This window comes from Ferrimonas sp. SCSIO 43195 (assembly GCF_023716685.1).
Taxonomy (GTDB): domain Bacteria; phylum Pseudomonadota; class Gammaproteobacteria; order Enterobacterales; family Shewanellaceae; genus Ferrimonas; species Ferrimonas kyonanensis.
Genome location: NZ_CP072679.1, coordinates 1,174,034 through 1,191,895 on the forward strand (window position 1 = coordinate 1,174,034; position 17,862 = coordinate 1,191,895).

Consider the following 17,862-nt stretch of genomic DNA (forward strand, 5'->3'; position numbering starts at 1 on the left):
GGAGCCGTGATGAGAGTCCTGATTGTGGCCGCCAGCCTGCTGGCGCTGGCCGGATGCACTACCCCGGGCGGCCCGCTGCCCGATGATCCCTACTATGCGCCGGTGTATCCGGACCTGCCGCCAACTCAGGTGGTGACCACGGGCTCCATCTACCAGGATACCTTCTCCAACGAGCTGTACTCCGACATTAAGGCTCACCGGGTCGGTGATGTGATCACCGTGAATCTGGTGGAATCCACCAAGGCCAAGAAAAGTGCCACCAACGAGATGTCCAAAGACAACTCCATGAGCCTAGACCCCATCAGTGCTGGCGGTGCGCCAATCACCATTAATGGCCAGACCATCGACCTGAACTACAAAGAGAAACTGGACTTGTCCAAGGAGGCGGATGCGGATCAGAGCAACAGCCTCGATGGCTCCATCTCGGTCAACGTGTTGCAGGTGCTGTCCAACGGCAACCTGGTGATTCGCGGTGAGAAATGGATCACCATCAACGACGGCGAAGAGTACATTCGCTTGACCGGGTTGATTCGCCCCCGCGACATCAAGCCAGACAACACCGTCGAGTCCACTCGAGTGGCCAACGCCCGCATTCAGTACAGCGGCACCGGCACCTTTGCCGAATCGCAGAAGACCGGCTGGTTGGCCGCGTTCTTCAATGGGCCTTTGTGGCCTTTCTAGGGAGCGTGATATGAGACTGTTTGTTGCCGTGCTGGCCCTGGTTCTGGCTTCCCCCGCCGCGCAGGCGCTGCGCCTGAAGGACATCTCCGATGTGCAAGGGGTTCGCAGTAACCAACTGGTGGGTTATGGACTGGTGGTGGGTCTGCCCGGCACCGGCGAGAAAGGCCGATTCACCGAGCAGAGCTTTACCACCATGCTGTCCAACTTCGGCATCAACTTGCCGCCCGGTGCCCGTCCCAAGCTGAAAAACGTGGCCGCGGTGGCGGTACACGCCGAGCTGCCGCCGTTCACCAAGCCCGGCCAGCAGATTGACATTACCGTCTCCTCCGTCGGCAGTGCCAAGAGCCTGCGCGGTGGCACCCTGCTGCAAACCTTTCTAAAAGGGGCGGACGGCAAGGTGTATGCACTGGCACAGGGCAGCCTGGTGGTGTCCGGTTTCAGCGCCACCGGTGCCGACGGCTCCAGCGTGATTCAGAATACCCCCACCGTGGGCCGCATTCCCAACGGCGCCATCGTCGAGCGCAGTGTCCCCAGCCCCTTCGCCAATGGTGACTTCCTGACCTTTAACCTGCAGCGGCCGGATTTCTCTACCGCCAAGCGAGTGGCAGACACCATCAACGGCTTGCTGGGGCCCGGCGTTGCCCGAGCACAGGACGCCACCTCCATTCAGGTCTCGGCGCCCCGGGATCGGTCCCAGCGCGTCGCCTACCTGGCAACGCTGGAAAACCTCAATGTGGAGCCCGCCGATGAATCGGCCAAGGTGATCGTCAACTCTCGCACCGGAACCATCGTCGTCGGTAAAAATGTGCGCCTGTTGCCGGCAGCCATCACCCATGGCGGCCTGACGGTGACCATCTCCGAGAATTTGCAAACCAGTCAGCCGAACCCCTTTGCCCAGGGTCAGACCGCAGTGACACCGAACAGCAGCATCGATGTGCAGCAGTCCAATCGGCGCATGTTTAAGTTCGATCCCGGCGTGACCCTGGATGAACTGGTGCGGGCCGTCAACCAGGTGGGCGCCGCGCCTTCAGACCTGATGGCGATCCTGGAAGCGTTATCTCAGGCCGGCGCGCTTCGCGGCGAGCTGGTGATCATCTAGGGGATGGCGGTGGATCCTTTAAAGCAAAACCCCAACCACTACATGGACCTGGCCGCCATGGACGATCTGCGCCAAAAGGCTCAATCGGATCCCAATGCCAGCCTCAAAGAGGTGGCGCTGCAGTTTGAGGGCATCTTCCTGGGGATGATGCTCAAAGAGATGCGCAGTGCCAGTGCCGTGCTGGAGTCCGACAGTCCCTTTAACAGTCAGACCAGCAAGTTCTACCAGGATATGCAGGACCAGCAACTGGTGTCCGAACTGTCCAGCCAGGGGGCGTTGGGGCTGGCGGATCTGATTGTGGCCCAGTTGGGCGGTGACGATGCACTGACGCCTGCGTCGGCACTGCGAGGCCAGGCTGGCATGGCCATGGCGGCCGCGCCTGTCACGTCCTCCGTCTCTGCCGTTGCCGAGTCGGCCCCAAAGGTCGAGCCGGCGTTGCCACGGCCGCCATTGGCCGCAGCGGCCAACCCGGAACCGGATTTCAGCCAGCCGCGCAGCTTTGTTGACAGCCTGATGCCTCATGCCCAGGTTGCGGCCGATAAGCTTGGGGTCAGCCCGGAACTGCTGGTGGCCCAGTCGGCGCTAGAGACCGGTTGGGGGCGCAAGGTGTTGCCTGCCGCTCAAGGCAGCAGCAATAACCTGTTTAACATCAAGGCGGGCAGCAGTTGGCAGGGCGACAAAGTGGCCATCAATGCGCTGGAAGTGGAGCAGGGGATGCCGGTGAAACGGCGCTCTGAATTCCGAGTGTACGGCGACATTGCCGACAGTTTTTCCGATTTTGTCGAGTTTGTGAATAAGCCCAGGTATCGCGATGCCCTCGATGCCGGCAACGATGAAGGCTTTATTCGGGGGCTGCAGCAGGCTGGCTACGCCACCGACCCCGCCTATGCGGACAAAGTGCTACAGGTGATGAAACGTCTGATGACCGACACCAGCTTGGTGCCAAAGGGGAGTAATTAGTGTCTGATTTAATGAACATTGGCCGTTCTGGTGTAATGGCGACCAGGAAGCAGCTTCAGGTCACGTCAAACAACATCGCCAATGCCGGAACGGCTGGATACTCTCGCCAGGTGGCGGAACAGCGAACCTCTCAGTCATTGTTTATTGCCGGAGACTTCGCCGGAACCGGTACCTACGTGGCTGACGTTAGCCGAGTCTATAACAGCTATGCCGCCAGGGAGTTGCATCTAAGCGAAAGCCAACTCTCCTACGCCAAGACCAGCTACATTAAGGCGGATGAGCTCAATCAGGTGTTCTCGGTGTCCGGTGACGCCATTCCCGACTCGCTGAATAACGCCTTCAACGCCATCAACAACATGGCCGATATTCCCAATGATCTCAGCGCCCGAGATAACGTCCTGGTGGCCCTGGGTCAGTTGTCCGGCTCCTTTGATACCGTTGCAGAGAGCCTCACCAGCCAGTTGCGTCAGACCAACGAGCAGGTGATCACGACGGTGGACCGGGTCAATGCCATCACCAAAGAGCTGGCAGACATCAACAGTCAGCTGCAAAAAGTGGGCGGTGAAGACCTTCAACTGCTGGATTATCAGAACCAGTTGATCACCGAACTCAGCGATTACACCCAGGTGAACGTGATTGAACAGGAACTGGGGGTAAAGAGCATCATGATGGGCGGGACGGCCATGTTGGTGTCCGGGCCCAATCAACTCGAACTGGGCATCACCGACGGCGATCCGGTGCGGCATGAATTACGCTACACCATCGATACCGGCAGTCAGAAGATCACCCTGGATGGTCGGGATGTTGGCGGCCAGTTGCAAGCGTTGACCGATTACCGCGACAACGTGCTGCTGCCGGCGGAACGGGATCTGGGCAAGATGGCCATCGGCATCGCCGATGCCATGAACCGCACCCAGGCCAATGGCTTTGACCTCTATGGCAATGTCGGCCAGCAGGTGTTTGCCGACATCAATGCGCCGGAGATGTCCATTGGTCGCAGTGCCAGTTCCGGTAACAATGCCGGTGGCACTCAAACCAGCGTGTTTATCGACGACGTCGACAAGCTCACCGGTGGCAAATACACCATGAGTTTTGACGGGGCTAACTATCAATTAACCGACGAGTTCGGCGTCAGCTCCACCCTGGTTCAGGATCCCACCGACCCGACGCGCTACAGTTCGGCGGAAGGCTTCAGCGTGGTGATGGACACCAGTGGCGGAGCGCCGGTGGCCGGCGATAAATGGGCCCTGATGCCTACCGCCAACGCGGCCAAGGGGCTGAACCTGAAGATCGAGGACCCCAAGTTGCTGGCCGCCGCCGGCTACTCTCTGGAGACCAGTGCCGGCGACGGCGAAGCCTCGCTGGTGTCCGTGGATCGGACCCACGCCAACTTCCCGTCCGGCGAGGTGAGCCTGTCGGTGACCCCCAATAACCCCCTGTCGGTGCCCCCCGGGCAGAACACCTATCAGGTGACCGACCCCGATGGCACCGTGCTTGATAACGGCGTTTACACCGGCAATACCGTCAGTGCCATGGGCTTTGAGGTACAAATCGACAACAACACCACCGCCAGCAGCGGCTTTACCATGAACCTGGATTTTGCCGTTGGCGACAACGCCAATGCTGTTGAAATGGGTAAGATTCCCAACATCAAGTTGTTGGATGGCGGCAAGTCGACCCTGATTGATACCTTCCAGGGGGTGATCACCGAGGTCGGCAGTCAGGCCGCCGCCGCCGAGGTGGGCATGAATTCAGCCCAGGCGGTGTATTCCCAGGCCCAGAACCGGGTTGAGTCGGAGTCCGGCGTTAACCTGGATGAAGAGGCAGCCAACTTGCTGCGGTTTCAACAGGCATTCCAAGCCTCTGCGCGAATCATGACGGTAGCAAAAGAGACTTTCGATACACTATTTACTTCGTTGCGATAGGGGGAGCGGATGCGCGTTTCAACGTTTCAGTTCTATAACCTGAACACCAACAACCTGACCAACCTGCAGTCTCAGAACAACCGGACTCTGCAACAGTTGTCCAGTGGCAAGCAGATCAATACCGCAGCGGATGATCCGGTGGCCAACATTGCCATCGAGAACCTCAAACAGCAGTCGGCGATGTTGAGTCAGTACGAAGCCAACATCAACCTGGCCAACAACCGTTTGCGCCAGGAGGAGCCTCACCTGGCTTCCTACGAAAACCTGCTGATGAACGCCCGTGACATCATGCTGGCAGGCAACGATGGTTCTTTGTCTCTGGAGAACCGTCGCGTGCACGCCAGTGACCTGAAAGCCAACCTCGACTCGCTGTTGTCTCTGGCCAACAGTCAGGATGAGTCCGGTAATTACCTGTTTGCCGGCACCGACAGCGACACCAAGCCGTTTGTGGAGCAGGCCGGAGTGGTGACCTACGTCGGCAACTCCGGTCAGCGTACCGCCATGGTCGGCGATGGGGTGTCGGTGCCGGTGAATGATCCGGGCAACGAAGTGTTTATGAATGTGCCGGTGGCCAGTGGCGCCTATCAGGCGGATTACGCCAATGCCACCATGTCGGAGAAGTTCTTTATCGAGTCGGCGGAAGTGGTCAATCCGGCGCTGACCCAGGCACCCAGTTACCAGTTTGATTTCGTCAACGACGGTGCCGGTAACGTGGCTTACGAAGTCTATGACGATGGCGGCACCCTGGTGTCTGGGCCGACGGCGTTTGATCCCACTCAGCCCATTGCGTTTCAGGGGGTGGAGGTGACACTGAGTGGCGATCCGCAGATCGGCGACTCCCTGACCATGGCTCAGCAGGAGAGCCGGGACGTGTTTACGGTCATGAACCGGGCCATCAGCATGCTGGAGTCGCACGAAGGGCTGACGGGCCCCAATGCCCAGGCAGAGTATGCGCAGTTACTGGGAGACCTGGGCGAGGTGTTTAACCATGCCACCGGTGTCCGTGCCGAAGTCGGTAACCGCATGAAGGCGCTGGAGACTTACGAAAATCAGCACAGTGACATGAAACTGGTGTCGGAAAGCGTCAAGTCGACGCTGGAAGATCTGGATTATGCCGCCGCCATCTCGGAGTTTGAGCGCCAGTCTCTGGCGATGAACGCGCTCACGGAAACGTTCGGCAAAATGAGCGGTACCTCCCTGTTTGACTTCGTTTGATTCGCCGTTCGGCGACCACAACGGCCATTGGTGAAGAGAGCTGGATCACACTTTTCATCGATGGTCGTTTTTTGTGCCCGGAATTTGTTTTTAACACTATGTAAAGTAAAGGAAAAATCCCTTCCTCTCCCCCGGTGGAAAAAAATCGCAAAAAGATCTAAAGCCACTGAAAACTCAGCCGATACCCTAATTGAAACCAAGACGCGCCATACAACTCGGCGCGACAATATGGCAATAACGCCCGAGTTAATGAGGAAGACATCATGGCTTTAAGTGTAAACACCAACGTCACTTCGATGCAGGCCCAAGGCAACCTGAACAAGGCCAGCATGGCCACCAAAACCTCCATGGAGCGTCTGGCTTCTGGTATGCGCATCAACTCTGCGAAAGATGACGCCGCAGGTCTGCAGATCTCCAACCGTATGACCAGCCAAATCAACGGTCTGGATGTGGCAATGCGTAACGCCAACGACGGTATCTCCATCGCTCAGACCGCTGAAGGTGCGATGCAGGAATCCACCAACATTCTGCAGCGTATGCGTGACCTGTCCCTGCAGTCTGCTAACGGCTCGAACTCTTCCGAAGACCGTCTGTCCATGCAGAAAGAGATCACCGCTCTGCAAGACGAACTGACTCGTATCTCCGACACCACCGTATTCGGTGGCCAGAAGCTGCTGGACGGCTCTTACGGTTCTCAGGATTTCCAGATCGGTTCCGGCGCCAACGAAACCATCGGCATTGCCTTGCGCAACACTTCCGCTGCATCTATCGGTAACCACAAGTTTGACGCTGCCGGTACCGTTGCGGGTAAGTTCGTAGTTGGCGCAGCCAACGGCATGGACGCAGTGGTTGCTGGTGACAACTTCAAGATTGCCACCTCCAGCGGTTCAACTTCCGCCATCACTTACGCCGCCGATGCAAGCTCTAAAGACATTGCTGATTCCATCAACACCGCGACCTCTGCCGCCGGTGTGGGCGTGACCGCCGAAGTGAAGAACGAAGTTACCCTGTCCAACATCGCCTCTACCTCTGCCGGTGAGACTCTGACCCTGGACATCAACGGTACCTCCGTGAACGCCACCAACTTCAACCCCAACGACCTGGAAGGCCTGGTTAACCAGATCAACGCCGCCGGCATCAGTGGCGTAACCGCCAGCTTCGATTCCGACAACCCAAGCGAGTTGAAACTGAGCTCCAGCGATGACATCTCTCTGGACATCTCCGATACCAACGCCGGTAACGTGACCGCTGACATGACCAACCACGGTGGTGCCACTGCGACTCTGACCGAGGGCGCTGCTAACCCAACCATCGCCGTGGGTACCGTAGTCATGAATTCCACCGAGAAGTTCAGCTTCGACGGCGCTGACACCGAAGCCTTCAACCTGGCTTCTGCGTCTTCCACCGTTGATTCCATCGCCTCTGTGGACATCTCTACCGCCGACGGTTCTCAGGATGCCATCGGCATCATCGATGCCGCCATCGCGCAGATTGACTCTCAGCGTGCTGACCTGGGTGCGATTCAAAACCGTCTGGGCCACACCATCAACAACCTGGGTAACATTCAGACCAACGTATCTGACGCCCGTAGTCGTATTCAGGACGTTGACTTCGCGAAGGAAACTGCAGAGCTGTCTAAGCAACAGGTTCTGTCTCAGTCCTCCTCTGCGATGCTGGCTCAGGCCAACCAGCTGCCATCTGCGGCACTGTCTCTGCTGTAAGTTCTACTTACTGCAACAAAAGCCCGGGTCTTGCCCGGGTTTTTTTATGCCTGCAATTCAAAGGTTCAATAAAAAACCTAAAGCTTTTCTGTGCCGGGCCGATGATAGGGGGGACAAGGGAAAAAGTGTTGAACGTCGCAGTTGGACGCGTCAAAGCCACACAAGGACCCAGAGTTACGCCGGGGAGGGCCGACCTCCCTGTTTACCGCTATCTGAATCGAGGAAGGGACCATGGATAGCACATTGATCAACTCAGTTGGCACGCCAGTTGCAGTATCTGCGGTTAAACCAGAACTGTCGGCTGAGCAGCAATTACAAAAGGCCGGCCAAGCCGAAGCGGTGGCCGCCGATGCGGTGACCGCGACCGCCAAAGCGGAAGAGGCCAATGAGTCAAAACAGAACCAAGATGACCGGATTGCTCAAGCCACTCATGGTATGAATGAGTTTTTTGACTCAATGAACAAAGAGATTCGCTTTCACATCGACGAAAAAACCGACCGCAGTGTGGTCAAGGTGGTCGAGGCCAAGACCGGGGAAGTGATCCGGCAAATTCCTGCCGAAGAGGTGCTGGAACTTGCCGCTCGAATGTCCGAAGCCAGCGGACTGTTGATGAAAGAAGAAATTTAACCGTTCGGTGGTGACCGGATAGAACAGAGGTAAGATTATGGGCTTAACGGCGGTAGGTCTGGGCTCCGGCCTGGACATCAATGGCATTGTAAAAGCGCTGGTTGATACAGAGAAGCTGCCGAAGGAAGCGTCGCTCAACTCGAAAGAGGCGACGGTCCAGGCGGAGATCTCCGCCGTGGGCAGCATCAAAAGCGCCATGACTACCTTCCAGGATTCCCTGGAGAAACTGTCCGACCCTACCGAGTTTAATCAGCGCAAGGTGTCCCGCAACCAGGTGGACTTCCTCAGCGCCAAAGCCGATGACACCGCCGTTACCGGCAGTTACAACGTGGTGGTGGAACAGCTGGCGGAAAACCAGAAGGTGGGCTCCGGGCCGGTGGCCGATGTCACCACCAACCTGGGCGCTGGCTCGTTGGACCTGGACGTCAACGGCAAGAGTTTTAGCGTCAGTGTCGATGCCGACGATTCTCTTCAGGATGTAATGAAGAAAATCAACAACTCTGAAGACAATGTTGGCATCACCGCCACCATCGTGACCGATGATACCGGCAGCCGCCTGGTGATGAGCTCCGACAAAACCGGTACCGAAAATCAGATTACCGTCACCGCCAGTGGTGACACCAGCCTGACCGACGTGTTCAATGCCACCACCGAGATTCAGCCTGCCAAAGACGCGATAGTGACCATCGATGGCCTTAAGGTCACCTCCAGCAGCAACACCCTGGACAAGGCGATTCAGGGGGTTACCCTGGATCTGACCAAGGCCGATGTCGGTGAGTCCACCAAGATCACCATCAGCAACGACGACGATGCGGTGATCAAAAACATCGAGGCCTTCGTCGAAGCCTACAACGAGATGATGACCACCGTCAGTAACCTCTCGGCCTACGATCCCAACACCAAGACATCCGGCGCCCTGCAGGGGGATGCGCTGCCCAGGGCGATTCAGAGCCAGATGCGCGGCCTGCTCGGTAATGTCTACGACACCAGTGACGGTCCCAAGTCACTGTCGATGTTCGGTGTCTCCAGCGATCGCTACGGTAAGCTGGAGATTGACGACGACAAGCTCAAAGAGTCGGTCAAAGACAACGGCGCGGCCCTGGCAGAGATGTTCACCAAGGAAGACACCGGTCTGACCTCGAAACTGGATTCGGCGGTCGATGCCTATGTGCAAGCCGGTGGCATCATCGCCAGTCGGGATACCACCCTGAAAAACCAGTTGGAGCGAATTGCAGACGACAGGACCAGCCTGGCGACCCGAATGAAGTCCTATGAAAATCGCCTCTATAAGCAATTCAATGCCATGGATGCGGCGGTCGCCTCGCTGAACTCTCAGAGTGCCGACCTTGCTGCCCGATTTGATGCTCTGCCAGGATTTACCAAGAAGTCATGAATCAATCATCTTTGGAACAGATCACTCACGCCATTTCGGATCTGCTGGAAGAGATTGATGCCGCAGAGATGGAAGCCAGGGATGAGCTTTTGCCTAAGCTGAATCAGCAGATCGAAGCGCGGCGCGCCTGCCTGGCCCAGTTGCTGGAGACGGAACTGGCTCAGGATAGGGAGTGGATCAAACGGCAACTGGACATCTCTCGAGGCTTGGCGCAACAGAGTAAACGCCAGCTGGACAAACAACGAAGTGAGTTGGGGGGCTACCGCAAGGGCCGCCAACAAGTATCAATTTACCAGAACGTAGAATTAGGAAAGTAGCATGCGTGGATCCTTAAAAGCTTACCGTCAGGTGTCCGTTGACAGCCAAAAAGCCGAAGCGTCGCCTCACAAGGTCGTCCAGCTTCTGCTGGGGGGCAGTATTGACAAGTTGATTCAGGCAAAGATGGCCATTGACACCAACCAGGTGGCCAAGAAGGGCGAGTTGATGGGCCGCAGCATGGAGATCATCACTCACCTGAAAGCCTCTCTGGATCATGAAAAAGGCGGTGAGATTGCCGATAACCTGGCCTCTTTGTACGAATACGTGTTGCGGCGCATTGCCGAAGCCAACGCCGGCAACGACAGCGCCATTGTGGACGAAGTCGTGGATCTGCTGAAAACCGTGAAAGAGGGCTGGGATGCCATCCCTGCCGAACACCATCATGTTAAGCAGCCCGCATAATTAGAATTAAGCAAACTGGGTTCTTGGCCGCTTATTAACCGTCAGAAACCCAGGTCGCTTGCTAAAGTGTACTTTCTCATTACAATAACCGGACAAGAAATGCTGCTCAGGCAGTTAATGCACCCTCTAGTGAGTGCTTTAATTCGGATTTTCAATTAGCTACGCTTGAATTGCTAATTAGTGCGGGTATGGCCGGAAGATAAGTAATGCAAACAGAACAAAGCATATTATTAGTGGATTGGGACCCGGAACGGCTCCAACAACTAAGCTTTTTACTTAACTTCCTGGGAGAGCAGGTCGAGTCAGTTAAAATGGCCGAACTCCCGATGCGACTGAATGACTCAGAACGCTACAGAAGTGTGATCTTCGGTCATAATAATGAGACCGACAGCGAAACCGCAGTGCAATTGTTGCGTGATTTTCCGCACCAGCCGTTTCTGTGTCTGGATACCCGTCCCCTGGAGATTGCCAACCTGGTGGGTGAGATCGCGCTGCCCTTCAGCTATGCTCAGCTCACCGAGATGCTGCACTACTGCCAGGTGTACAACCGTACCCGTCATGAACTTGCCCCCACCAGTGCCAATCAGACCAAGTTGTTCCGCAGCCTGGTCGGTCGCAGCGAAAGCATCGCCGAGGTGCGACACCTGATGGCTCAGGTGGCCGAAACCGAGGCTACCGTGTTGGTGCTGGGTCAGTCGGGTACCGGCAAAGAGGTGGTGGCCCGCAACGTTCATTACCTCTCCAAGCGCCGTAACGGCCCTTTTATTCCGGTCAATTGTGGTGCCATTCCGGCCGAATTGCTGGAAAGCGAGCTGTTTGGTCACGAGAAAGGGGCCTTTACCGGTGCCATCGGTACCCGCAAAGGCCGGTTTGAGATGGCCGAAGGCGGCACCCTGTTTCTGGATGAAATCGGTGACATGCCGGCTCACATGCAGGTGAAGTTGCTGCGCGTGTTGCAGGAAAAGACCTTTGAGCGGGTCGGTGGCACTAAGCCGCTGCAGGCGGACGTGCGAATCGTTGCCGCCACCCATCAAAACCTCGAGTCGATGATTGAGAAAAATCAGTTCCGTGAGGATCTCTACTACCGACTTAACGTATTCCCTATCGAGATGCCGGCCCTGAGCGAGCGCAAAGAAGACATTCCTTTGCTGCTGCAGGAGTTGGTGACCCGCCTGGAAGGCGAGGGCAAAGGCGCCGTGCGCTTTACCCTGCGGGCGGTGGAATCTCTGGTGGCGCACCCCTGGTCTGGCAACGTGCGCGAACTGTCAAACCTGGTGGAGCGGATGGTGATTCTCTATCCCAACAGCTTGGTAGACGTGAATGACCTGCCACTGAAGTATCGCCATGTGGATGTGCCTCAGTACTCTCCGGAATACCCGGAAGAGTTGCAGGAGCGCGACGCGCTGGCGGCACTGTTCTCCGGCGAAGAGAGCATCGAACTGCCAGAGCAGAAGTTCTCATCGGAACTGCCCGAAGACGGCGTCAATCTCAAGGACATGTTGGCGGAGCTGGAGGTGGAGATGATTCGCCAGGCTCTGGATCAGCAAAGCAACGTGGTGGCCAAGGCCGCCGAGATGCTGGGCATGCGCCGCACCACTCTGGTGGAGAAGATGCGCAAATACGGCCTGAGCAAAGCCTGAGGACCGGCGGCAGCATTGCCGCTTGGTTTCCGCTTCTTCCTGGTTTGTTAACATAATTTCCGCTCTGACTCAGTCCATCACTGGCGCAAATTTGCAGCAAACCGTGATCGGTGTCGCAACAATGCCATCTTGTTCCCCATGTTCAAGCTGTTGATAGCGCTGAATTTAACCCAGATCACACAATGAATGGAACAAGGCTGCTCCAACGCCACTTTTTACCTATCCTGTTACCGTCCTTTTAAATGCCAGTGCTTGGCATAATTCATGCATTATTCGCTCATCGCGTTCAGATTTACGTTTTTTTGACAGGATGACTACATGGCGGTCAGCCAATCCACCCTAGCTTCTATTGATGCCCCTTCGGCGGGCAGTCAGGCCGAAAGTCGCTTGAATCACCTGATGCATTGTTTGCCGGCCGGGGTGCTGCTGCTGGATGAGATGGGCGTGGTTGAGCAGGCCAATCCCGCCGCCTGTGAGCTGCTGGAACAGCCACTGCAAGGCAAAGCCTGGCGTCAGATTATTGACTCGGCCTTTGCGCCGCGGGCGGACGATGGTCATGAGGTGTCGCTAAAAAATGGCAAACGCGTCAGCCTGAAAACCCGCTCTCTGACACCGGAGTCCGGCCAGTTGGTGATGCTCACCGATTTGACCGAAACCCGTCGCATGCAGCACAACGTTTCGCACTTGCAGCGCTTGTCGGCGTTGGGAAAGATGGCGGCATCGCTGGCGCACCAGATTCGTACTCCCTTGTCTGCCGCACTGCTGTACGGTGCCAACCTGGCCAGTCCGAAACTGGATGACGCTGGACGGGCGCGGTTCCAGCAGAAGCTGATGGCGCGCTTGGGTGAGCTTGAGCAGCGGGTCAATGATCTGTTGTTGTTTGCCCGTGGCGGCCACACTCAGAAGCTGGAACCGCTGTCGGTTGTCGACCTGATTCAGGAATTGGCCACCAGTTGCGAAGCGGCACTGCAGCAGCGCCAGGCGGATCTCAGCTGGGTGTTTCAGGCATCGCCTCACATCGAAGCCAATGTCACTGCCCTGCAGGGCGCGCTGCAAAATCTGATAAACAATGCTCTGGAAGCCAATGCCAACGCCATTCGCATCACCGTGTCTGAACTCAAGGGGCGGGCGGTGATTCAGGTGGCCGACAACGGTAACGGCATGACCCAGGAGCAACAACAACAGGCAATGACGCCATTTTACACCACTAAGGCCAACGGCACCGGCTTGGGCCTGGCGGTATTGCATTCCATCTGCCGGGCTCACGATGGCACCATCAGCCTGGCGTCACTGCCCGGACAGGGCAGCCAATTTACCCTGACCTTTCCATGCCTGGAACAGCAAGAGGAACAACGTGCATGAGTAAGCACACCATCTTAGTCGTTGAAGATGATCTGGGCCTGAGAGAAGCTCTGGTGGATACCCTGATGCTGGGCGGCTACCAGTGCCTGGAAGCCGGAGACGGCCAGGAAGCCTTGATTCAAATTGGGCGTCAGCGCCCGGACATGGTGATATCCGACATCCAGATGGCTGGCATGGACGGGGTCGCCCTGTTAAAAGCCATTCGGGCCAAAGATTTGCAACTGCCGGTTCTGTTAATGACCGCTTACGGCACCATCGACGCCGCCGTCGAAGCCATGCGCTGCGGGGCCAGTGATTACCTGGCCAAGCCGTTTGCGCCTGAAGTGTTGCTGCACCAGGTGGAGCGCTATCTGATGCCGACGCCGGATCCGGTGCCCCAGCCCATCGCCGCCGACCCGGCCAGCCAGCAGTTACTGGCATTGGCAGGGCGGGTGGCACAATCCGATGCCTCGGTGATGATTGCCGGCCCCAGTGGTTCAGGCAAAGAGGTGTTGGCGCGTTACCTGCACCAGCAATCGCCTCGCGCCAGCGCCCCCTTTGTGGCGATCAACTGTGCGGCGATTCCGGAAAACATGCTGGAAGCCACGCTGTTTGGTTATGAAAAAGGCGCCTTTACCGGTGCCGTTACCGCCTGCGCCGGTAAGTTTGAGCAAGCCCAGGGGGGCACCATCCTGCTGGATGAGATCACCGAGATGGACCTCAGCCTGCAGTCCAAATTGCTGCGAGTGCTGCAGGAGCGGGAAGTGGAGCGTCTGGGCAGTCGCAAGACTCTGAGCCTGGACGTTCGTGTACTGGCGACTTCCAACCGGGATCTAAAGCAGGCCGTGGCCGCCGGTGAGTTCCGCGAAGATCTCTACTACCGCCTGAATGTGTTTCCGCTGACCTGGTTGCCCCTGTGCCAGCGCCCCGGCGACATCGTGCCGTTGGCTGAGCACCTGATTGGCCGTCACTGCAGTGGCCGCCCCGGTGCTGCCAAGCCGCGGTTGACCGACGCCGCCAGAATCAAACTGCAGCAGCACAGCTGGCCAGGCAACGTCCGTGAACTGGAAAACGTGGTTCAGCGGGCGCTGATCCTCTGCGTAGGTCAGAACATTGAAGCGGATGACCTGTTCATCGATACCGGCAGTGCGCCGGTGGTGCCGGTGGCTCAAGTGGTCGACGTCAAGTCGGACAGCCTCGGCGACGAACTGAAACTGCAGGAGCATCAGATCATCGTCGATGCCCTGAACCACCACGGTGGCAGCCGCAAGGCGGTGGCCGAACAACTGGGGATCAGTCCCCGTACCCTTAGGTACAAATTGGCCAAGATGAGAGACATGGGGATCGAATTGCCGGCGTGAAGCCTGTACACTGCGTGCCCTGGTCGAGGTTTTATTACAACAATGATGATGAAGAACGGTAAGGAGTAGCTCGAGATGGAGATTGGCTCTAATCCAATGCTGAGTGAGATGCAGCAACTGGCGCTGGAAGCCCAGCCCGGTGCGTTGCAGCCCACCGCTGGCCCAAGCGGCGACTTCGAAGCGCTGCTGGGTAATGCCATCGATCACGTAAATGGTTTACAGAAGAATGCCTCGGATCTGTCTACCCGGCTGGAGCTGGGTGACAGCAGCGTGACCTTGTCCGACACCATGATCGCCAAAGAGAAGGCCGGTGTGGCCTTCGAGGCGACCATCCAGGTTCGCAACAAGCTTGTTGAAGCCTATAAAGAGATAATGAGTATGCCCGTTTGATGGGCTTAAGGTAAAAGCGTGGCAGAGGCGAATCAGTCAACCCAGTTGGCATTGGGGAACGACGCGGCATTGCCCATAGAGGGCGGTGATACCGCGGCCGTCGAAGAAAATAAAGCCAGTCCATTCGGATCGTTGGCCGGTACCGATACACTGCGTCAGGTGTCGCTGATCCTGGCGCTGACCGTGTGTCTGTTGCTGGTGGTGTTTATTGTCATCTGGGCCCAGGAACCGGATTACCGGCCGTTGGGCAAGATGGAAACCGCCGAACTGGTGGAAACCCTGGATTTTCTTGATCAGCAGAAGATCGAGTACCAGGTGGAAGCCAATGTGATCTCGGTGCCGGAAGACCAGTACAACGACATCCGTCTGCGCATGACCCGGGCTGGGCTGGAAAATGCCAACGCCACCGAACAGGATTATCTGAACCAGGAGAGTGGCTTCGGCGTCAGTCAGCGACTGGAATCGGCCCGGCTCAAGCACACTCAGGAACAGACTCTGGCCCGCGCCATCGAAGAGCTGCGCAGCGTCAGCCGGGCCCGGGTGATTCTGGCCTTGCCGAAAACCAACGTGTTTGCCCGTCAGCAGGCAGAGCCCTCGGCCACCGTGGTGGTGGGCCTGACCCGCAATACCGAACTGCGCCAGACCGAAGTGGATGCCATCGTCGACATCGTCGCCTCGGCGGTGCATAAGCTGTCGCCGTCGCGAGTGACCGTCACCGATCAGCATGGTCGTCTGCTGAACTCCGGCAGTCAGGATGCCATCTCCAGCCGCGCCCGTCGCGAACTGGAAGTGGAGTCTCAGCAGGAGCAGGCGCTGCTGCGCAAAATCGATTCCATTCTGATCCCGGTGCTGGGCATCGGCAACTACACCGCCCAGGTGGACGTCAGCATGGACTTCTCCGCCGTGGAGGAAACCTCCAAGCGCTATAATCCGGACCTGCCGTCACTGCGCAGTGAGATGGTGATCACCGACAACCAGAATGGCAAAGATGCCATCGGCATTCCCGGTGCCCTCACCAACCAGCCGCCGATGAATTCCGACATTCCTCAGCAGGTGGATGCCAATGGCGAAACCTCGGTGATCGGCAGCAATCGCCGCCGCTCCGAAGCCACCCGCAACTACGAGCTCGATTCCACCGTTAGCCACGTGCGTCAGCAGGTTGGGGTTGTGCGCCGCATTACCGTGTCGGTGGCGGTGGATTACACCCTGGGTACGGCGGCAGAGGGCGAGGTGGCAACGCCGCAACCTCGCAGTGAACAGGAGTTGGCCAACCTGCAGCGGTTGCTGGAAGGCAGCATCGGTTTCAGCGGTCGTCGAGGTGATATGGTCGACGTCATCACCATTCCATTTGCCGAAGGGGTATCCCTGGAAGCGCCGGAACTGCCTCTGTATGAACAACCGCTGTTCTGGCGTCTGGTGAAGTTTGGCAGTGGCGCCCTGGTGATCATCGTCATTGTCCTGGCGGTGATTCGACCGATGATGAAACGGCTGCTGGATCCTCAGGGTGACAAGACCAAGGCGCTGTCCCCGGGTGAAGAGCTGGCCGAGATTGAAGATCAATACGCCGCCGACACTCTGGGCATGCTGGCTCAGAGCGAAGGCGATTACAGTTACGCCGACGATGGCTCGATTCTGTTGCCGGATCTGCACAAAGAAGACGACATGCTGCGCGCCATTCGGGCCCTGGTGGCCAACGAACCTGAGCTGTCGACCCAGGTAATTAAACATTGGTTGGAAGACGATGCCTGATTTGACCGACGTCGCCCCGGTGGCACCGGGTGAGTTTGACCCTAAAAATTTAAACGGTATCGAAAAGACCGCGATTCTTTTATTGAGCCTGTCGGAATCGGATGCCGCCCAGGTGCTGAAAAATCTCGAGCCCAAGCAGGTGCAGAAGGTTGGCATGGCCATGGCGGGCATGTCTAACTTCAGCCAGGACAAGGTCACCGCGGTGCACCGGCTGTTCCTGGAGCAGATTAAGAAATTCTCCTCCATCGGTCTTAACAGCCAGGAGTTTGTTCGCAAGGCGTTGACCCATGCCTTGGGTGAAGACAAGGCCGGTAACCTGATTGACCAGATCGTCATGGGCCATGGCGCCACCGGTCTGGATTCCCTGAAATGGATGGATGCCCGCCAAGTGGCCAACATCATTCAGAACGAACACCCGCAGATCCAAACCATTGTGCTGTCCTACCTGGAGCCGGATCAGGCGGCTCAGATCATGGGCCAGTTTACCGAGCGGGTCCGCCTGGACCTGATGCTGCGTATCGCCAACCTGGAAGAGGTCCAACCGGCGGCATTGCAGGAGCTGAACGACATCATGGAGAAACAGTTTGCCGGCCAGGCGGGCGCCCAGGCAGCCAAGATGGGCGGCCTGAAGGCGGCAGCCAACATCATGAACTACCTGGACACCGGTATGGAAGGCCAGTTGATGGAGTCGATTCGCGACACCGACGAGGAGTTGGGTCAGCAGATTCAGGATCTGATGTTTGTGTTCGAAAACCTGTCGGACATGGACGACAAGGCGATGCAGGTGCTGCTGCGGGAGATGCAGCAAGAGGTGCTTATTCGCGCCCTCAAAGGTGCGGACGATCAGCTCAAGGAGAAGATTCTCGGCAACATGTCCAAGCGCCAGGCCGACCTGGTGCGCGACGACCTCGAGGCCATGGGCCCGGTACGCTTGTCGGAAGTGGAATCGGCCCAGAAAGAGGTACTGTCCATTGCCCGTCGCCTGGCCGACTCTGGCGAGATTGTTCTCGGTGGTGCCGGTGGCGAAGAGTTCCTGTAAT

At 57.5% G+C, this 17,862-nt stretch carries 16 protein-coding genes; all 16 read left to right on the top strand.

The annotated features are described in order from the left end of the window. Positions 1-6 precede the first annotated feature (6 nt). A complete protein-coding gene (gene flgH / locus J8Z22_RS05780; protein WP_028113131.1) occupies positions 7-681 on the top strand; it encodes a flagellar basal body L-ring protein FlgH in 675 nt (224 codons plus the stop codon). 10 nt (positions 682-691) lie between these two features. Then, complete coding sequence (locus J8Z22_RS05785) at positions 692-1,780, top strand: flagellar basal body P-ring protein FlgI (RefSeq protein ID WP_028113130.1); 1,089 nt, start codon at positions 692-694, stop codon at positions 1,778-1,780. A gap of 9 nt (positions 1,781-1,789) precedes the next feature. Beyond that, positions 1,790-2,740: a flagellar assembly peptidoglycan hydrolase FlgJ gene (flgJ, locus tag J8Z22_RS05790; RefSeq protein ID WP_252009358.1), complete on the top strand. Its 951-nt coding sequence runs from the start codon at positions 1,790-1,792 to the stop codon at positions 2,738-2,740. Next, positions 2,740-4,665 (top strand): flagellar hook-associated protein FlgK, encoded by a 1,926-nt coding sequence (flgK, locus tag J8Z22_RS05795; RefSeq protein WP_252009361.1) that lies wholly within the window; start codon positions 2,740-2,742, stop codon positions 4,663-4,665. The genes flgJ and flgK overlap by 1 nt, the downstream gene beginning before the upstream one ends. Before the next feature lie 9 nt (positions 4,666-4,674). After that, positions 4,675-5,880: a flagellar hook-associated protein FlgL gene (gene flgL, locus J8Z22_RS05800; protein WP_252009364.1), complete on the top strand. Its 1,206-nt coding sequence runs from the start codon at positions 4,675-4,677 to the stop codon at positions 5,878-5,880. 263 nt (positions 5,881-6,143) lie between these two features. Further along, positions 6,144-7,601 (top strand): flagellin, encoded by a 1,458-nt coding sequence (locus J8Z22_RS05805; protein WP_028113126.1) that lies wholly within the window; start codon positions 6,144-6,146, stop codon positions 7,599-7,601. Positions 7,602-7,832: 231 nt separating this feature from the next. Then, positions 7,833-8,228, top strand: a complete 396-nt coding sequence (locus tag J8Z22_RS05810) for a flagellar protein FlaG (RefSeq protein WP_051252675.1) — start codon at positions 7,833-7,835, stop codon at positions 8,226-8,228. 37 nt (positions 8,229-8,265) lie between these two features. After that, on the top strand, positions 8,266-9,621 hold the full coding sequence (gene fliD, locus J8Z22_RS05815) for a flagellar filament capping protein FliD (RefSeq protein ID WP_252009366.1): 1,356 nt from the start codon (positions 8,266-8,268) through the stop codon (positions 9,619-9,621). Continuing rightward, positions 9,618-9,938: a hypothetical protein gene (locus J8Z22_RS05820; RefSeq protein WP_028113124.1), complete on the top strand. Its 321-nt coding sequence runs from the start codon at positions 9,618-9,620 to the stop codon at positions 9,936-9,938. Before fliD ends, J8Z22_RS05820 begins: the two co-directional genes overlap by 4 nt. 1 nt (position 9,939) lies before the next feature. After that, the gene (gene fliS, locus J8Z22_RS05825) at positions 9,940-10,341 is read left to right on the top strand and encodes a flagellar export chaperone FliS (RefSeq protein WP_028113123.1); all 402 of its coding nucleotides are present in this window, start codon (positions 9,940-9,942) and stop codon (positions 10,339-10,341) included. A 206-nt stretch (positions 10,342-10,547) separates the two neighbouring features. Then, positions 10,548-11,981 (top strand): sigma-54 dependent transcriptional regulator, encoded by a 1,434-nt coding sequence (locus tag J8Z22_RS05830; RefSeq protein WP_028113122.1) that lies wholly within the window; start codon positions 10,548-10,550, stop codon positions 11,979-11,981. A 318-nt stretch (positions 11,982-12,299) separates the two neighbouring features. Beyond that, positions 12,300-13,343, top strand: a complete 1,044-nt coding sequence (locus J8Z22_RS05835) for a PAS domain-containing sensor histidine kinase (protein WP_084144431.1) — start codon at positions 12,300-12,302, stop codon at positions 13,341-13,343. Then, on the top strand, positions 13,340-14,683 hold the full coding sequence (locus J8Z22_RS05840; protein WP_252009368.1) for a sigma-54 dependent transcriptional regulator: 1,344 nt from the start codon (positions 13,340-13,342) through the stop codon (positions 14,681-14,683). The genes J8Z22_RS05835 and J8Z22_RS05840 overlap by 4 nt, the downstream gene beginning before the upstream one ends. A 75-nt stretch (positions 14,684-14,758) precedes the next feature. After that, positions 14,759-15,073, top strand: coding sequence for a flagellar hook-basal body complex protein FliE (gene fliE, locus J8Z22_RS05845; RefSeq protein ID WP_028113119.1), 315 nt, complete (start codon positions 14,759-14,761; stop codon positions 15,071-15,073). Positions 15,074-15,091: 18 nt separating this feature from the next. Beyond that, on the top strand, positions 15,092-16,822 hold the full coding sequence (fliF, locus tag J8Z22_RS05850; RefSeq protein WP_156897011.1) for a flagellar basal-body MS-ring/collar protein FliF: 1,731 nt from the start codon (positions 15,092-15,094) through the stop codon (positions 16,820-16,822). After that, a complete protein-coding gene (gene fliG / locus J8Z22_RS05855) occupies positions 16,815-17,861 on the top strand; it encodes a flagellar motor switch protein FliG (protein WP_035415828.1) in 1,047 nt (348 codons plus the stop codon). The genes fliF and fliG overlap by 8 nt, the downstream gene beginning before the upstream one ends. The last annotated feature ends 1 nt before the right edge of the window (position 17,862 follow it).